The following is a 16,706-nucleotide window of genomic DNA, read 5'->3' on the forward strand; positions in this document are numbered from 1 at the left end:
CCTCACAATATTCATCTATGACTCCCACTGTCGGGTGGGCATCTCGACGTAAATGTTTGAGGATTTGTAATTCTACATCCATTGCTCTACCTACCTTGTAGAGTTTTCTCTTCTAACCATTATATTCTTTATTCTCGGAAAGTGACAGAAGAGGGTTAAGCGAACATGATATTAGACATCTCCAGAAATGAAATATGCGTTTCCTAGAACTCTTGTAGAGACATTCCATGGAACGTCTCTACATTCTTTACCAGATGTCTATTGATAAAACTTAGATGTCAAAAGACTTTTCACACTGTCACCCCTCCGGGGTGATGCCTCCGGCACACCTTTGGTGAACGCCACTTGCTTTATGCCGGGGAACCCGTCCACCGCAGTGGCTCACCTGTCACCTGTCACCTGTCACCTGTCCCCTGCTATAAGTTTGCTTGAGTGTTTCTTCAATTGAACCTAAATTTTGGTAAATCTCAATTAGTTGATGAGATTTCGTTTTTCTCTGTGCCAAAATAACTTTTAGCGGTGTTAAAAGTTCAATATCTGGGTCATTTGTCAAAGCAACTTCCGCAGCTTGTAAAAGCTTGGTTGCATTGACAAAAATATCTTGATTGTCAAATCCTGATTTGGCTGAAATTTGGTGCAAAGCAGCATCAGGTGTAGTAGCTCGACCATGCAAAGTTTGGTCTAATATTAAACCTTTTAATAAAGCTAGTAAACCAGCATAAATAGAAAAATCATCACAACTATCGCAAGCTTTAAATTCTATGCGTCCTATCTCGGCGGGAATGCGGGCAACTTTGGTCAATGAAGGTATACTTTTAATCAGTTGTTTTTCTTTTTCTACAAAAACTAATGTTGCTGATCTTTTGCCAGTTCGGATAAATGTCCTAACTGATAAACCTTCCCACAAACCTCCATTATAAAAAGGTGAACTATAACTAAAAGGAACAATATAAGGACTGTAATAATTCAGCTTTTTGCCAATATCAATTACACCTTCAATTGGTAAATCTGCTACAGAAATATTTAAATCTGGTCCATAGGAAACCATATAAATATTAGCAGTTTGTTCATCAGGATAAGCTTGTAATTGCTTGATTTCAAAAGCATTTAATGGCGGTTCTGGCTCAAAAACGCAGGTATAAGGATTAAAACTGACTAAAATCGGTGTAAAACCAAAACTAGCGGCTACCTCACCCAGGAGATTAAAACTTTCTGTTAATTCATTAATTGCACTTTGAATATCAGAATGTATGGTTGTTCTAATTTCGATACCTTTGGCTGCACAATCAATTACCTCTTCTGAATCAGCAAATCTTTCAAATCCCTCAATATACCAACGCTTTTTTTTAATGCCAGCATCGCCTACTCGCAATTGTGGGTAATCATGAGGATAGGTAGGTAGCCTGTCCACAATTTGATGAAAATCAGCAAATTTTGTGCAGGAGAAATCAGCAAACTTTCCTTCATGGTTAAGGAAAGCAACTTCATGTTCAATACCAAAGTAAAACATATATAAATAGCAAAAATTCTCAATATTACTCTTCAGAAGAATTTTAACGCAAGATTTATAATTAGGGTAGTTTAGAAATAATTGAGAAAATTTTGAGGCGTGAGTTTATGATCAGTGCTGTTAAAACTCCATACAGCAGCGAACAAATTGCCGCTTGGTTACGTGGACTACTGACTATTGCTTGGTCAGATGGTAATTTTGATCCCCAAGAACAACAGTTAATTGCCAGCATCACTAAGGATGAATTAGTTCCTTCTATTAACTGGGATTCTTTAGAGATAATTACACCAGAAGAATTAGCTCTGATTTTAGGTAAAGGTACATCTGTAGCGGAAAATTTCTTGCGGACAGCGGTGATGGTAGCGATCGCAGATGGAACATATTCTCCCAGCGAAGAGGAACTTCTGCAACAATTTTGCCAAGCCTTGGAACTGCAAACAGAAGCCCTAGCAGCCCTGAGTCATACCCTAGAAGATACAGAACAAGCAGAAAGCCCCGGATCAACTGTTTCTGCACTCACAGCACCCCCACCAGACGCACTACGCCCCATGCGCGACTGGTTAGATGGGTTAGATATTCAAGATCCCAGAGTTGCTAGGTTTTTGTGTAAAATGATCCCCTCCCAATGTCCCTTTGAGCGAGATGTCACTCTCTTTGGACGGAAGATTGTTCACATCCCACCGATGTGTAAAATTAACCCATTGTATGAACAATTGGTAGGTTTACGCTTCCGCGCCCTGTCTTACCTTGCAGATGACTGTGGTGAGGATATTTCAGCTTATATTTAGTCATTAGTTATTAGTTATTAGTTATTAGTTGGGTGAGATAATGGGGAGTGGGAGGTTTCAGGAATTACGGGTATATCAGCTTTCAGAAAAATTAGCTGATGACATCTGGAAAATCGTTAGCAAATGGGAGTCATTACCGCAGGATACATTGGGTAAACAGATCATCCGTTCAGCAGATAGCATTGGTGCGAATATAGCAGAAGGTGTAGGAAGAGGAAGTTATCAAGACAATCGGCGATTCCTTAGAATAGCAAGAGGGTCATTATATGAGACTCAACACTGGCTCAGACGAGCATATAGACGTAATCTGTTAACTAATGAACAGACCAACACACTGAAAGTTACCATCAATGACTTAGCACCCCAATTAAACGCCTACCTAAAATCCATTGGTCAAGTTTCAGATAACCAATGACCAATGACTAATAACTAATAACTAAATTATGCAATTTATCGACCAATCAGTAATTGAAGTTGAAGCCGGTAACGGAGGCGATGGTATTGTCGCCTTCCGCAGGGAGAAATATGTCCCAGCAGGTGGTCCCTCTGGTGGGAATGGTGGAAAAGGCGGTTCAGTCATTTTCGTGGCTGATACCAACCTCCAAACCTTGTTAGATTTTCGCTACAAGCATTTGTTTAAAGCACAAAATGGGGAACGTGGCGGCCCCAATAATTGCACCGGTGCGGGTGGAAAGGATTTAATTATCGAAGTTCCCTGTGGTACTTCTGTTTATGATGCGGGAACAAGTGCTTTACTATGCGATTTAGTTGAACCCGGACAAGTTTTTCGAGTTGCTGAAGGTGGAAAAGGTGGGCTAGGAAATCAACATTTTTTGAGTAACCGCAACCGCGTCCCAGAATATGCACTTCCTGGGTTAGAAGGAGAAAAGAAGGTATTACGTTTAGAGTTGAAATTGTTAGCGGAAGTAGGAATTATCGGTTTACCAAATGCAGGTAAATCAACTTTAATTTCTTCTTTATCAGCCGCACGTCCGAAAATCGCTGATTATCCTTTTACTACCTTAATTCCAAATTTGGGTGTAGTTAGAAAACCCACTGGTGACGGTACAGTTTTCGCCGATATTCCTGGACTAATTGAAGGTGCTTCTCACGGCGCTGGTTTAGGTCATGATTTCTTACGTCACATTGAACGCACAAGGGTTTTGTTGCACTTAATTGATGCCACAAGTGAAGATGTCATAGCTGATTTTCATACTATTCAAGAAGAACTTAAAGCCTATGGCAGAGGTTTAGCTAAACGTCCGCAAATTTTAGCTTTGAATAAAATTGATGCTGTTGATAGGGAAACTGTTAATTTGGAGGCTTTAGCTACTCAATTAAATCATCTGGCTTTAGCCCCAGTTTTCATAATTTCGGCTGTGACTCGCACTGGTTTAGATCCGATGATGCAGGAAATTTGGCGGATTTTAGATGAAGTTAATGCGTTGGAAGCGGAGGAGGTTGCAGTTTAATTGATAGGTTGATTTTGTTGAGTAAAAGCTACACAAGTAAAGTCCGCGCAGGCGGACTCATGTTTAGCATTTTTGTAGTTTATTGAAAACAATAAGTAAGGAATAATTTTGTTAGAAGAGTCTTTTCCACAAGCAGCAGGAAGGCATTTACATGATGCAAAAATATTGTTGGATAAGGAACGATGGGATAATGCAGTATATCTTGCGGGTTATGTCGTGGAATGCTCATTTAAGGTATTAGTAAAGGTATACATTCCTCAAGATAAAACAGCAGTTAAAAACTATGGTCATGATTTAATACAACTTCAAGGTAAAGCAATGGATAGGCTACGCTTGATGTATCCGGTACTTGATATGCAACTTCCAGCTTCTCGCACAATGGGAACTGTGCTAGATCAAGATCATCCAGAGCGACGCTATGCTAAATCTGGACTTTGGAATCAAATTCAAGCAAAGGAAGCAGTTGAGCGAGCAGAACAAATTTATGTCGAGACTATACCTAAACTTATTCTAGATGGCATACTTACCAGTGAGGAACTTTAGAGGATGGCTATTAGTTTTGGTGAAACTTTTGCAAAGGTAGAAGAATGCTTTAAAGAAGCTGATATAGCATCAAACTTGACACCAAATCTGGAATCTGTAACCATCATTCGGGATGTTTATGGCAAAATTCGGCTTTACCTTGAACCAAAAGCAAATTTTCCCCCAAAACAAGCAGATATAGATAAGTTAGAGCAATATCTAAAGCAAAAACTTGGTTCTTACTATGGCGACGATATTTGGTTCCCACAAGGTGATAAAGATGGTTACAAAGCTTTAATTGCAGAAATTAAAAATAATTGGGTTAAAGCTGAGTGGAATGATACTACGATTTTTCCTAAATTGTATGTACTAGAGCGTCATATTGCTAAACATACATGGACTAACAAAAATTCAGGTAATCCACCTTGGAAAGTAGACCTTGTTGATCAGGGTCATAAACCAGCAATCATCACCTTTTTTTCATTTAAAGGTGGTGTGGGTAGAACTACAGCACTAGTTGCAACTGCACTCACTTTAGCTCGTAATGGACACCGAGTAGCTATAGTAGATTTGGATTTAGAAGCTCCTGGCTTATCTACGGTATTTTTTAAAGATGATTTAGGAGCTTCTGGTGTTATTGATTATTTATTAGAGAAAAGAATTCAAAATAGAAACTGGTCTTTAAGAAATGATATTTTACCAATCAATGACCCGTTGTTAATCGGAAATGCAGGACAACCACTTCGTTTATTTACTGCGGGAAATGTAGATGATAATTACCTAGAGAAATTAGCAAGGCTGGATTTTCAAAATCTAATTGATCATCAACTCTCTGAAACTTTTAAGGGAATGCTTAAAGAACTAGAAAGTGCTATTAAACCCCTAGACTTCATCCTATTAGACTCTAGAGCAGGATTTCATGATATTGGGGGATTAGCTCTCACTGATTTATCTCATGCCGCAGTTATATTTGGTAGACAATCTCGGCAAAGTTGGGCTGGACTAACTCACGTTATTCGCCGTTTATCTCGAATTAATCCCTCACCAGCACCAGAAGAAGAACCACAACTACCTGTGTTATTAGTTCACGCTATGGCTCCTCGCTTGAGCGACACAGGAAGATATAGAGAAAATGATGAATTTAAAGACAAAGCATACCAAACCTTTCTAGATGAATATTATGATGAAATAGCTCCGAATTCCAATGATAGTGATGCACCTTTCTATCCTATTGTAGTTCCTGTGCAGGATGAACTACAAGGAGATATTTCTTTATTTACTCGTGATGAAAGTGAAAGAGAAAGTAGACGATTAGAAGAATTAATAAATTTGATGACTAGCCAATATTATCCAGCAATAGCACAGAGAATTTGCCGTTTATTTGGTAAGGAATTTGACAAAAACAATCTGGAGTAAATATGAGTAATTTTAATAAACAAAAACTTCTAGAATTGATGAGTAGCATAGCCCCAGGCAGGGGAACAGCAGAACATGAAAGTAATGATGATACTATTTTTCTTAAAAACTTTCTACCAGTGCCTAACTATAGCAAAGCTCTAGAAAAAGATACACTTTTAATATTAGGAGGAAGAGGTGTAGGCAAAACAGAACTATTTCGCTTATTAGCCATTCCATCAGGACGACGTACACTGGTAGAAAACTTAAAAATAAGAGCTTTACCCGATTTAGAGCAAACAATATGGATTGCAGCTTTTGGTCGTACTCAACAACAGGAAAAAACATTTCCTGCACCGGAAACTGTAGAAGCGCAGATGCAAAATGCTAGTAATCTTGATTGGCGTGCATTTTGGATCGGTTTAATGTTAGGAATAATGCTGCGCCAAGATCAAGGAGTATTAACAAGTTCTTGGGGTGATGTAATACCTTTAGAAACTCGTCAATTATTAATAAATAATTTGCCTCTATTGTCAGCTTGGTTTCCTCTTGTACGCCAAGACATAGAAAAAATGAATTATGCTCTAGATTTGTTAGATGAAAAATTAATCGAAGCTGATGAATGGCTATTTGTTACCTATGATGAATTAGATAGATTAGTATCCTCATATAATGAACTAGCTTCTCCTATTCGTGAGCTTTTAGCTTTCTGGCTAGATAAGTGGCGGCGTTGGGAAAGAATTAGACCAAAGATTTTTTTACGTACCGACCTATTCCGAGAAGATTTTTTAAGTTTTCCTGATGCTTCAAAGCTAAAAGTATATCAGATTAATCTAGAATGGAAACCTTTGTGGTTATATCAACTGCTATTTAAACGTTTAGCAAACTCCGGTCAAGAAATGGCTGACTATTTGCGTATAGTGCCGAATTTACTTAAAGAGAGTAATACGGATTTACGAATAATTATATCTCCTGAAGAATCCCTTTTTCAATTAATGATTGAGAAAATAATTGGTAAATTTATGGGTGCTAATGCTAGAAAAGGCTATACGTATAGCTGGATTCCTAACCATCTTCAAGATACCGGAGGGAGAATTTCTCCCCGCTCGTTTCTAAAGCTGTTTTCATTAGCAGCAAAGCGGAGATTAGAAACATTTGGCGAACAAAACTTGGATGAAGATAAGCTAATAGAACCCTCTGATTTACAAGGAGCACTTGTCGATACTTCTCAAGATAGAATTAGTGAATTAGCGGAAGAATATCCTTGGTTAGAACCTCTGAAAGATAGCTTGAAGGATCTGAAAGTCCCTGTTGAAGAAGAAATATTTCTGGATAAATTAGAAACAACAACATGGATTCAACAACCAGGAAAACAGCCACCTACTTCAAAACCGGAGGAAGTTATGCGATATTTACTCCAACTGGGAATTATCGAAAGCCGTTCTGATAAGCGTGTTAATATGCCTGAAATTTATATGTATGGATTTGGTGTAAAACGCAGTGGTGGTGTAAAACGTCCAAAACCATAGATAGGTTTTATCACACTCAAACAAAATTTATGATAAAGATGAAAATTTTCTCGCAATCAATCTCTTGAATAATACTATATATTGAAACCGACGAAACCACAGCCACAAATTGGATAACTCAACAACTTGCAGCCTTGGGAGTTGAAATATCATGACTATTGCACAAGAAACACGCTACTATTCACCCGCAGAATATCTAGAATTTGAAGTAAATTCAGATATACGTCATGAATATATTGATGGATTAATTATACCCATGACAGGCGGAACACCAGATCACAACCAACTAGCACTTAATTTCAGCGGTACACTCAATTTTCTTCTCAAACGTCAACCTTATCGAGTCTTTGTTACAGATCAACGACTTTGGATTCCTAATAGAAAAATTCACACTTATCCTGATATTATGGTTGTCCAAACTCCCTTAGTTTTTGAAGAAGGAAGAAAAGACACTATTACTAACCCGGTAATGATTGCTGAGGTGTTATCAACATCAACCAAAAGTTATGATAAAGATGAAAAATTTGCTGCTTATCGAACTATTCCTAGCTTTCAAGAATATATTTTAATTGACCAATATACAATGCACGTTGAGCAATTCTACAAAGCTGATAATAACAAATGGATTTTTTCAGAATATTCAGATAGTCATGATTCTTTAAATTTAGCTTCTATTGCTTGTCAAATTTTGCTGGAAGATATCTATGATAAGGTGGATTTTGAGGTAAAAGAATGAAGCTAAAGCAAAGACACAGATGTTTTTATTAGACACAAGTATGCTTATGTTCAAACCCCTGTAGAGACGTTCCATGGAACGTCTCTACTTTTTACAAAATGTCTATTATTATCTTTGCATCTTCTACATAATGCAAAATTTACACTTTAATAAACCAGCGATTCCGATACATCAAAACTGCCACACCGTACCAAAATAACACGGTAATAACCCCAAATAAAAATGAGCCGTTGAAATTTCCCGCCCAAGAGGCAAAAATATTTTGGTAAATCCAATTGTAGATACTAACGGCGGTTTCACCTGTACCAAGTTGGGTTTTTGCTGTGATTTTGATTAACAAAACAGATGCAACAAAAAGAGCGATCGCATTTAATCCCATAATTTCAAAAGGTTTACTCCAGCGTTTTATTAACCTCACTTCGATCAATTCATAACAAGCGGCTAATAACATTAAGGCCCAACCAGCGGTAAATACAACATAGGAACTTGTCCACAATTTTTTATTAATGGGAAATGCTACATCCCAAATAATCGCAATTACTAAACAACACAAACCAAATAAAACTAAATCCATACTGGTTTGTGAATTAGCCTGTTTTTTATCTTTTATCCATTCCCCAGTAAAATAACCTGCTAAAACGCTAACTATCGCCGGAATAGTGCTGAAAAGTCCTTCAGGATCTCCCAAATAATTAAACCCGTCACCTTTATACAAATGTGCTTTGGGAATAATTAATCTGTCAATAAATGCGCCAAAATTACCTTCCCGCGTTAACACTCCTGCACCATAACCAGGAACTGGGATATACATCATTGTTAACCAATAACCAATGAGTAACACCCCTGCTAATATCCATTGACTTTTGCGAGGTAGTTTTAAAACTATCAAAGATGCGAAAAGGTAACTTAAGCTAATCCTTTGTAATACCCCCATTAAGCGAATGCTACTTAAGTCAAAAGTCCAAACACCTTTATTCCAAAAGCCGTTAAGTAGCAACCCTAAAATAAAGAGAATTACAGCACGGCGCAGGATGCGTAAGTAAACCGCTTTGGTAGGTTTATTATCTGTGGTGTACTTTGATAAAGAGAAAGTCATTGCTACACCGACAATGAACAAAAAGAAGGGAAACACTAAATCAGTTGGTGTACAACCGTTCCATTCAGCATGATCTAAAAGGGAATATTTATCGTCTGCGACTCCCACCATATTAACGAGAATCATACCCGCAATGGTGATACCGCGAAAAACATCAAGTGAAGTCAGGCGCATAGGCGGAATAGTTTTTTTGATAACTATCTACCCTACCCTGCCTGATGCACGTTATCAAGGAAAATCTATGGACTAGGTTACAAGGTAAAATTTTATTAAGTAATGTTTGAATTTTGAATTTTTTAATATGGCTATCAAAGTTGGAGATACAGCGCCTGATTTTAGTTTACCTGCCCAAAATGGTTCTCAAGTCAGCCTGAGAGATTTTCGTGGTAAACAGGCTGTTGTCCTTTATTTTTATCCTAAGGACGATACGCCAGGATGCACTATGGAATCTTGCGCTTTTCGAGATCAATATGAAGTTTTTAAAGCCGCTGGTGCTGAAGTTATCGGCGTAAGTGGTGATTCTCAAGAGTCTCACCAGCAATTTGCAGCCAAGCACAACTTACCTTTTACACTGTTAAGTGATAAAGGCGACCAAGTGCGGAAACAATATGGTGCAACTACTGCTTTTGGTTTTATCCCCGGCCGGGTGACTTATGTGATTGACCAAAGCGGCATTGTTCAATATGTGTTTGATTCCATGTTGAACTTTAAAGGTCACGTTGAGGAAACCTTGAAAACGTTGCAACAATTGGCTGCAAAGTAAGAGGATTTTTAACGCAGAGTGGCGCGGAGGTTAGCGCTGAGGTTCACAGAGGATATTCTCCGCGTTCCTTTGCGTTTTACTCAGCGTTTCTCTGCGTTTTAATTAGGCTTTAGACTTTTCTTATACGGCAACGTTGGCTGTTTTGAGGAAACCTTAAAAACATTGCAACAATTGGCTGCAAAGTAAGAGGATTTTTAACGCAGAGTGGCGCGGAGGTTAGCGCTGAGGTTCACAGAGTATATTCTCCGCGTTCCTTTGCGATTTACTCCGCGTTCCTCTGTGTTCTATTTAGGCTTTAGACTTTTCTGGTACGGCAACGTTGGCTGTTTTGCCGTTTTTACCGTTGGTGTGACCGTTACCATTGCGGGGTTGAATCACACCATAACCGCCGTGGTTACGTTCGTAAATGACGTTTATCTCTCCTGTTTCGGCATTGCGGAACATATAAAAGTCGTGTCCCACGAGTTGCAGTTGTTCTTGGGCTTCTGCAAGAGTCATGGGGGGCATAGAAAAATATTTGGTGCGGACGACTTCTCCTGGTAGTTCGGGGGTGCGATCGCCTATTAAATCTGCTGCTACTGGTTCTGGAACTACTACATCAGTAGTTGAGATGGGTTGGGTTTTGTGGTCTTGACGACGTTCTTTATATTTACGCAGTTGACGGGCTATTTTATCTGCCACCAAGTCAATACTGGCATATAAGTTTTCGCTGCTTTCCTCCGCCCGGATGACGCTCCCATTGGCATAAATAGTTACTTCTGCCGCTTGTTTGGTACTAATTCGGGGATTGCGAGCTACGCTCAAATGGACATCCACTTCATTGGTGATGTTCTGAAAGTGACTAACTGCTTTTTCAATCTTTTGATGTACATATTCCCGAATCGCATCGGTAATTTCAATATTTTTGCCGTGGATGACAAGCTTCATGTAAACTCTCCCGCTCAATATTTATTTGATGTGAATTGTTTTTTGTATGAACAGAAATTGCGGTAAGGTCTATTACTGCCGCCAAGACAAATCGTAAACTGCTGTTGATGTACTACTGTTGCATCGGTTCTCAGGTTGCTGCATCTTTAGTTATAACTACCTCTCGTCTTGATCTAATTTGTTAACCTCTGCGCTGAGTTCCAACTGGTTGCTAGACAATTGGATATTGCAAGAAAACCCCTAAATAAAGCAGTGTTACTTATACTGTACCTACTTTGTGAGTTAAAGCAACCTTTATAAAATCTAGGAGTAGTTGCTCTTGTTCTTATTTTGGCAGCTTGCTCACTGTTAATACAGAATACAAGCCTTTGTGGAAGTTTTATCCTGATAGATGTATACAACTTATTGAGATCCCATCAGCCAGTGCATTTGTTCCTATTGTCTTGGCGTGATGCTTATTGCAGAGAATTCCTCCCAACACCATTGAGGTTATATATTCAAATTAACACTTTGTGGGTTATATTGCTGATTCCGTTGACGTTCCTTTAAAATCCTTTGCATAGCTTGACATTTGTTGACTAAATTTCTGTGATTTTAAATGTATTTCGTCATTTACCCAATTGATTTTTGACATGATTCATAGTAATGCAATCAACAAACATCGGTGTTTTTTATATAACCTAGGATTAATGCCGTATTTAAAGTCTCTTCAATGGCAGCGATCGCTACTCACAGAACGCATCAACAACCCCAACCTAGAAGACGTACTCATTTTGCTGGAGCATCCACCTGTCTATACTTTGGGACAAGGAGCTAACCCGGAATTTCTCAAATTTGACCTTGACAAAAGCACGTATGATGTGCATCGAGTTGAACGGGGTGGCGAAGTCACTTACCATTGTCCTGGGCAACTCGTGGGGTATCCAATTTTAAATCTGCAACATTATCGTCAAGACTTGCATTGGTACTTGCGCCAACTTGAGGAAGTGTTAATTCGCGTTTTAGCTAATTATGAATTGCAGGGAGAACGCATTCCCGGTTTTACTGGTGTTTGGTTGGAAGGGCGCAAAGTCGCGGCCATAGGGATTAAAGTTAGCCGCTGGATTACTATGCACGGTTTTTCCTTAAATGTTTGTCCAGATATGACTGGCTTTGAAAGCATTGTCCCCTGCGGCATTGCCGATAAGTCTGTCGGCAGTTTAGCGGAATGGATTCCTGGTATCAAACCTCAAGAAGTGCGTTTTTGTGTAGCACGGTGCTTTGCTGAGGTGTTTGACGTTGAATTAGTCGATTCTCAGCCAGAAGGATTTGTGCTATCTCCGTAATTTCATGTACTGATAAATTGTTTTTTAAATTGTTTTTGAGGATGATGATCTGCGTCACTTATAAATTTCTGTTGTCACACTAGAATATGCTCATTTGACTGCAAATATGTTCACTTAGTGTAAAAATCAACAAAAATAGTGCTTGTGAATTACTCAGATAATCTACAGGTAAATTTTTCCTCATACACCTCCCTCAGAGAACGCGACTGGGAGGCTTTGATATTACTGTTTGATAGAGACGACAGCGATGAAATTGAAGCGGAAATCAAAAGTAAATTGGTGTGGTTAGTACCAGAACCATGTTGGGAAGATAATCCCTTCGAGTTCTTGCGCGAGTTTCTGTAATTAGTATTGAGTACTGAGTACTGAGTATTGAGTACCGAGTATTGAGTATTGAGTACCGAGTATTGAGTGCTGCCTAAGCAGCTTAATTAAAAATTAAAATATTTAACCCAAGTTGCTAGTTATCTAGTTGAGGCAGGGAAAAAGGTAATTGGTGATCAAATCCCAGACTTCATCCTTAAATCCTGGAAATCCTGATTCAGCGTCAAGAAGACGGATAAAAATACGCGGAGTTGGGGGGTCTTCAAAATATGAAAAGCTAACCAAAGCTGTATATAGTGTGTGGAAGGAACCGCAGAGGACGCAGAGAGGAAAAGGTGAAATTTACTTTTGGGGGTTGGTGGGGTTGGTGTTTGGTACTAGGGTTAAGCTGCTGCTTATTAGCTGGTTGTAGTGTGAATCCCAGTGGTGGAAAAACTCTGCGGGTAGCTACTGAACCGGCGTTTCCTCCTTTTGAGTTCCAGGGGAAAGGTGGAGAGTTAACAGGTTTTTCGATTGATTTGATGAGGGCGATTGCCACTGCTGCTAGTTTCCAAGTGGACTTTCAAAGTTTACCTTTTGATGGCATCATCCCGGCATTGCAAGCTAAAACCATAGATGCGGCAATTAGTTCAATTACCATAACCCAAGAACGGGCGAAGACTGTAGGTTTTTCCCGTCCTTATTTTAAAGCAGGATTAGCGATCGCAATTCGTACAGATAATCAAGATATCACTAGTTTTGAAAGTCTGCAAAATAAAAAAATCGCTGTTCAAATTGGCACAACTGGCGCAGAAAAGGCTAAAAGTGTAACTGGGGCGCAAGTTCGCAGTTTTGATTCTGCATATCTAGCACTGCAAGAATTACAAAATGGCAATGTGGATGCAGTTATTAACGATGCACCCGTCACTTTATACGCCGTCAATACAGGTAATCTGCAAGGAATCAAAGTCATACAGCAATTGCTGACAGAGGAATTTTACGGTATTGCAACTGCTAAAAGTTCGCCTTATTTGTCTTTGATAAATCAAGGTTTGACAAAAGTATTAGAAAACGGCAATTATCAACAAATTTACCAAAAATGGTTTAAATCCACTCCGCCACAATTACCAGCAGCATCACCATTTGCAAATCAAAATACAGCAAAATTAAATTCTTTTGTTGTATTTTTTCAGTCTTTACCCACTTTACTAAGTGGCGTATTGGTGACATTGCAATTAGCATTTTTATCAGTTTTGTTTGGTTTAATTATTGGTTCCATAATTGGTATTATTCGTCTTTATAAAATTGCACCTGTACGTTGGTTAGCGCGGGCTTATATAGACTTTTTCCGAGGCACACCCTTACTAGTGCAAATCTTTATGATTTACTTTGGTTTACCTGCAATTTCTCAAGAAATGGGTTTTACCCTTTCATTAAATCGCCTTGTAGCCGGAGTAATTGCTTTAAGTTTAAATAGCGCCGCTTACATTGCTGAAATTGTTCGTGCCGGCATTCAATCAATTGAAATAGGACAATCAGAAGCAGCCCAATCACTGGGTTTAAATCCTTTACAAACAATGCGCTATGTGATTTTTCCCCAAGCCTTCCGAAGGATGATTCCACCTTTGGGTAATGAATTTATCAGTTTATTAAAAGATACTAGTTTAGTTGCAGTAATCGGATTTGAGGAATTATTTAGAAAAGGACAATTAATTGTTTCCGAAAATTATCGTGCCTTTGAAGTTTACGCGGCTGTAGCTGTGATTTATTTATGTTTAACACTGGTTTCTTCTCAAGCCATTAGCCGGTTGGAGATATGGATGAATCCAATCAGTAAAGAAAATGTAAAATAATTATTATGTATTGTGTTCTAGATTGACATAAAAATGCTAACTTTAAAAAAAGTAGATTTTTCCAAAAAAACATACTATGCCAACAGTAAAACAAGTTATTGCCAATCGATCTAATGGTTCTTGTAGCACTGCTATAGTTGCAGGTCTGAGTATACAAATTATTGCTGAGATGAATCTTCTCATTCCTAACATTCTTGTGAATTTTGAAGATTTGAATGTCAGTGCTGCCAGCCCACCAGTTAATCTTTTTCTTCAACCCGCAGCGAAAGAAGCACTCCGACGTGCTATCAGAAAACGAGGAACAACACTTAATATCACTTCTGCTTATCGAACAGTTGCTCAACAGCACCTTCTGTATAGCTGGTTTAAACTGGGCGGTCAGTGCGCCCCACCACGTGCAGCCAAGCCTGGTCTTAGTAACCATGAAGATGGTTTAGCTTTGGATACTCCTGATTTTCAGGCTTGGATATCTGCTTTAGAAAATGAAGGTTGGGATTGGTTTGGTAATGCTGATTCAGTTCATTTCACCTATAGAGGCAGTGGTGTTAGGGATGATATTGGTGATATTGGGGTCAAGGCTTTTCAGCAACTTTGGAACAAGAACAATCCTAACGATCAAATTACAGTGGATGGTGGATTTGGACCCCAAACAGCAGCAAAACTGGATATGTCTCCAGCTGAAGGTTTTGCTATGGCTAGACTTCTGAAACTCACTACTCCTAATTTACAAGGTGAAGATGTTCGCAAAGTTCAGCAGGCATTAGTTAATGCTGGTTTTTTGAGCGCAAACCAAATTAATAGCAGCTATGATGACGATACCAAATCTGCTGTGGAGAAGTTTCAAGACCAAAAAGGCTTAAGTCAAGATGGTGTGGTTGGACCTCAAACCCGCAGATTATTAGGTATATCCTAACGGCAAAAGTTGACACCTGTGAGCAATGCTAAACCCCTACCCACGTCTAGGTTTCATGACCAAATGTATAAGTAGGGTTTGCTGATAGCGTAGCTTGGCGTAAGCCATAAAAGTTGTTGGTGAGGACAGGGAACAGTCTGAACCTCTCGCTAGTCATCACTTTTACCCACCAACCACCAAAAATCACCCCACACATCATGAATTAACATATTTGTCAATAGTACATTTATTCTGACCGTCAAATTACATGATTTCTTAGATAATTCTTGTCTAAATTTCTCTCTGAAATTGCTGCTAATTTGTGAAGTTTTTTATTATTTTTCAGTATTGATTTCTGAAACAACTATAAATAAAGGGTTTTGAAGATCATCTTGTCAGCCAGATTTAAAATTGACAATATAAACCTAATTATGAATTTCTCCATAAATATAGCAAATCGCCGAAAGTATTGCAAGAGCGTTGCTAAATAGAAATTATTCTCAATTAATTATTAAGGAAATCTAAACTTGAATTGTGATAAGTTATGAATATTAAAATTACTATTGTATTTTTATAAGTTTTAATTATTTTTTAAGCAATACCTAGGTAGTGATAATGGAAAAACTAACCTCAAAGCACACAAATAAAAGATGGCTTAAGAGAGATTTTTTGTAGATATTGTCTACAGCAGCGGTAAAGTATCCTGTAATTGATGAGATATGTAGGGGTTTAGCATGGTGCTTGACTCCTACTCAAGTTTAGGCTTTTTATGATTAATTTTCTGGCGTTGCTGAATTGAAGTATGAAACTGAAAAATCAACGATTTCAAACTCTTACTCTCTGTGACTCTGCGCCTCTGCGTGAAACAAAATCATACTCTTAATCAGCAACGCCAATTTTCTAGCCTATCTTTTACTCCTCTTAATGATTTACTTATTTGCTTTTCTATAATCCCAAGGATCAACAAATTTCCGATCGCTCCAAACCCCCATTTTTTGCTGTTGCGCTTGCGCTTCAGCTTGCTGCACGATATCTTTACTGGGACATTTGTTTAAATAAGGACGATATACCTTAGCTAATCCTTCCTGTAACAAAACTTGTTGCACAAACGTACCATCTTTTAAACGCACTTCTGCAACTTTTCTACCATAGCGATCGCTATCCGTTATACTCAACTTGACGCGATTGCCTGCCTGCTGCACAAGTTCCTCCACCCGTGTTTGTGCTTTGACACCCCAAGCAAATTGATTTACATCTTTAGTAAATTTACTGTTTTTTTCTTTCTTAGAATGAGGTATTTCTGGGGAATCAACACAAGCAAAGCGCACTGTGAACTTCTTTCCATCAGTGTCTTTCAACACCAAGGTATCACCGTCGCTCACCCTCTCAACAATATCACCAGTCGGGGGGAACAGCCGATCGCAACCCACGACGCTAAAACCGATGATAGCTGCACCCAACCAAATTAGAACTTGTTTAATCGATTGATTCATTTCAACAAATTTGGCAGTCAAGCCTGCTAATGTGTAAAATTGATACTAGACCAAATAGTGGTGAGCAGATAGCTATCAAAATAATTTTAGACTGCTCAAATT

Annotated in this window: 16 protein-coding genes; 12 read left to right on the forward strand and 4 right to left on the reverse strand. The window is 38.6% G+C overall.

Features of this window, described 5'->3' with window-relative positions; genetic code table 11:
* Positions 1-388: 388 nt before the first annotated feature.
* The gene (locus H6G68_RS07710) at positions 389-1,510 is read right to left on the reverse strand and encodes a glutamate--cysteine ligase (RefSeq protein WP_190906105.1); all 1,122 of its coding nucleotides are present in this window, start codon (positions 1,508-1,510) and stop codon (positions 389-391) included.
* A 107-nt stretch (positions 1,511-1,617) separates the two neighbouring features.
* On the opposite strand from H6G68_RS07710, the gene H6G68_RS07715 reads away from it, so the two are divergent.
* The 7 genes from H6G68_RS07715 (at position 1,618) to H6G68_RS07745 (ending at position 7,952) form a co-directional block, all read left to right on the forward strand.
* A complete protein-coding gene (locus H6G68_RS07715) occupies positions 1,618-2,298 on the forward strand; it encodes a Mo-dependent nitrogenase C-terminal domain-containing protein (RefSeq protein WP_190906106.1) in 681 nt (226 codons plus the stop codon).
* Positions 2,299-2,338: 40 nt separating this feature from the next.
* Entirely contained in the window at positions 2,339-2,713 is a 375-nt protein-coding gene (locus H6G68_RS07720; protein ID WP_190906107.1) for a four helix bundle protein, read from the forward strand.
* 28 nt (positions 2,714-2,741) lie between these two features.
* Positions 2,742-3,770: a GTPase ObgE gene (obgE, locus tag H6G68_RS07725; RefSeq protein WP_190906108.1), complete on the forward strand. Its 1,029-nt coding sequence runs from the start codon at positions 2,742-2,744 to the stop codon at positions 3,768-3,770.
* Positions 3,771-3,878: 108 nt separating this feature from the next.
* Positions 3,879-4,313, forward strand: a complete 435-nt coding sequence (locus H6G68_RS07730) for a HEPN domain-containing protein (protein ID WP_190906109.1) — start codon at positions 3,879-3,881, stop codon at positions 4,311-4,313.
* A gap of 3 nt (positions 4,314-4,316) precedes the next feature.
* The gene (locus H6G68_RS07735; protein ID WP_190906110.1) at positions 4,317-5,708 is read left to right on the forward strand and encodes a tyrosine-protein kinase family protein; all 1,392 of its coding nucleotides are present in this window, start codon (positions 4,317-4,319) and stop codon (positions 5,706-5,708) included.
* A gap of 2 nt (positions 5,709-5,710) precedes the next feature.
* Positions 5,711-7,216 carry a hypothetical protein gene (locus H6G68_RS07740; protein ID WP_190906111.1) on the forward strand — a complete coding sequence of 502 codons (1,506 nt, stop codon included), beginning with the start codon at positions 5,711-5,713 and terminating at the stop codon, positions 7,214-7,216.
* Between the two features lie 151 nt (positions 7,217-7,367).
* Positions 7,368-7,952 (forward strand): Uma2 family endonuclease, encoded by a 585-nt coding sequence (locus H6G68_RS07745; protein WP_190906112.1) that lies wholly within the window; start codon positions 7,368-7,370, stop codon positions 7,950-7,952.
* Between the two features lie 139 nt (positions 7,953-8,091).
* Here H6G68_RS07745 and H6G68_RS07750 read toward each other — a convergent pair whose 3' ends face one another.
* Complete coding sequence (locus H6G68_RS07750; protein ID WP_190906113.1) at positions 8,092-9,222, reverse strand: acyltransferase family protein; 1,131 nt, start codon at positions 9,220-9,222, stop codon at positions 8,092-8,094.
* Between the two features lie 127 nt (positions 9,223-9,349).
* Between H6G68_RS07750 and H6G68_RS07755 the strand changes: the two genes are divergently transcribed.
* A complete protein-coding gene (locus H6G68_RS07755; RefSeq protein ID WP_190906114.1) occupies positions 9,350-9,811 on the forward strand; it encodes a peroxiredoxin in 462 nt (153 codons plus the stop codon).
* A gap of 288 nt (positions 9,812-10,099) precedes the next feature.
* Here the strand turns inward: H6G68_RS07755 and hpf are convergent, their stop codons facing one another.
* A complete protein-coding gene (gene hpf, locus H6G68_RS07760) occupies positions 10,100-10,738 on the reverse strand; it encodes a ribosome hibernation-promoting factor, HPF/YfiA family (RefSeq protein ID WP_127055647.1) in 639 nt (212 codons plus the stop codon).
* A gap of 632 nt (positions 10,739-11,370) precedes the next feature.
* Here hpf and lipB point away from each other — a divergent pair.
* The 4 genes from lipB (at position 11,371) to H6G68_RS07780 (ending at position 15,132) form a co-directional block, all read left to right on the forward strand.
* Positions 11,371-12,063: a lipoyl(octanoyl) transferase LipB gene (gene lipB / locus H6G68_RS07765; protein ID WP_190906115.1), complete on the forward strand. Its 693-nt coding sequence runs from the start codon at positions 11,371-11,373 to the stop codon at positions 12,061-12,063.
* A gap of 144 nt (positions 12,064-12,207) precedes the next feature.
* Entirely contained in the window at positions 12,208-12,408 is a 201-nt protein-coding gene (locus tag H6G68_RS07770; protein ID WP_127055645.1) for a hypothetical protein, read from the forward strand.
* A gap of 314 nt (positions 12,409-12,722) precedes the next feature.
* Positions 12,723-14,219 (forward strand): ABC transporter permease subunit, encoded by a 1,497-nt coding sequence (locus H6G68_RS07775; RefSeq protein ID WP_190906116.1) that lies wholly within the window; start codon positions 12,723-12,725, stop codon positions 14,217-14,219.
* Between the two features lie 76 nt (positions 14,220-14,295).
* Positions 14,296-15,132 (forward strand): peptidoglycan-binding protein, encoded by an 837-nt coding sequence (locus tag H6G68_RS07780; RefSeq protein ID WP_190906117.1) that lies wholly within the window; start codon positions 14,296-14,298, stop codon positions 15,130-15,132.
* Between the two features lie 908 nt (positions 15,133-16,040).
* Here the strand turns inward: H6G68_RS07780 and H6G68_RS07785 are convergent.
* The gene (locus H6G68_RS07785) at positions 16,041-16,604 is read right to left on the reverse strand and encodes a thermonuclease family protein (RefSeq protein ID WP_190906118.1); all 564 of its coding nucleotides are present in this window, start codon (positions 16,602-16,604) and stop codon (positions 16,041-16,043) included.
* Between the last annotated feature and the right edge of the window lie 102 nt (positions 16,605-16,706).

The organism is Anabaena catenula FACHB-362, assembly GCF_014698735.1.
Taxonomy (GTDB): Bacteria; Cyanobacteriota; Cyanobacteriia; order Cyanobacteriales; family Nostocaceae; genus Anabaena; species Anabaena variabilis_A.

What these genes read in the sequence shown, in the direction of transcription:
- H6G68_RS07710 (WP_190906105.1), bottom strand. Translation starts at nt 1,510, where the DNA reads ATGTTTTACTTTGGTATTGAACATGAAGTTGCTTTCCTTAACCATGAA.
- H6G68_RS07780 (WP_190906117.1), top strand. Translation starts at nt 14,296, where the DNA reads ATGCCAACAGTAAAACAAGTTATTGCCAATCGATCTAATGGTTCTTGT.
- H6G68_RS07735 (WP_190906110.1), top strand. Translation starts at nt 4,317, where the DNA reads ATGGCTATTAGTTTTGGTGAAACTTTTGCAAAGGTAGAAGAATGCTTT.
- H6G68_RS07720 (WP_190906107.1), top strand. Translation starts at nt 2,339, where the DNA reads ATGGGGAGTGGGAGGTTTCAGGAATTACGGGTATATCAGCTTTCAGAA.
- H6G68_RS07750 (WP_190906113.1), bottom strand. Translation starts at nt 9,222, where the DNA reads ATGCGCCTGACTTCACTTGATGTTTTTCGCGGTATCACCATTGCGGGT.
- H6G68_RS07755 (WP_190906114.1), top strand. Translation starts at nt 9,350, where the DNA reads ATGGCTATCAAAGTTGGAGATACAGCGCCTGATTTTAGTTTACCTGCC.
- obgE (WP_190906108.1), top strand. Translation starts at nt 2,742, where the DNA reads ATGCAATTTATCGACCAATCAGTAATTGAAGTTGAAGCCGGTAACGGA.
- H6G68_RS07745 (WP_190906112.1), top strand. Translation starts at nt 7,368, where the DNA reads ATGACTATTGCACAAGAAACACGCTACTATTCACCCGCAGAATATCTA.
- lipB (WP_190906115.1), top strand. Translation starts at nt 11,371, where the DNA reads ATGATTCATAGTAATGCAATCAACAAACATCGGTGTTTTTTATATAAC.
- H6G68_RS07785 (WP_190906118.1), bottom strand. Translation starts at nt 16,604, where the DNA reads ATGAATCAATCGATTAAACAAGTTCTAATTTGGTTGGGTGCAGCTATC.
- H6G68_RS07715 (WP_190906106.1), top strand. Translation starts at nt 1,618, where the DNA reads ATGATCAGTGCTGTTAAAACTCCATACAGCAGCGAACAAATTGCCGCT.
- hpf (WP_127055647.1), bottom strand. Translation starts at nt 10,738, where the DNA reads ATGAAGCTTGTCATCCACGGCAAAAATATTGAAATTACCGATGCGATT.
- H6G68_RS07740 (WP_190906111.1), top strand. Translation starts at nt 5,711, where the DNA reads ATGAGTAATTTTAATAAACAAAAACTTCTAGAATTGATGAGTAGCATA.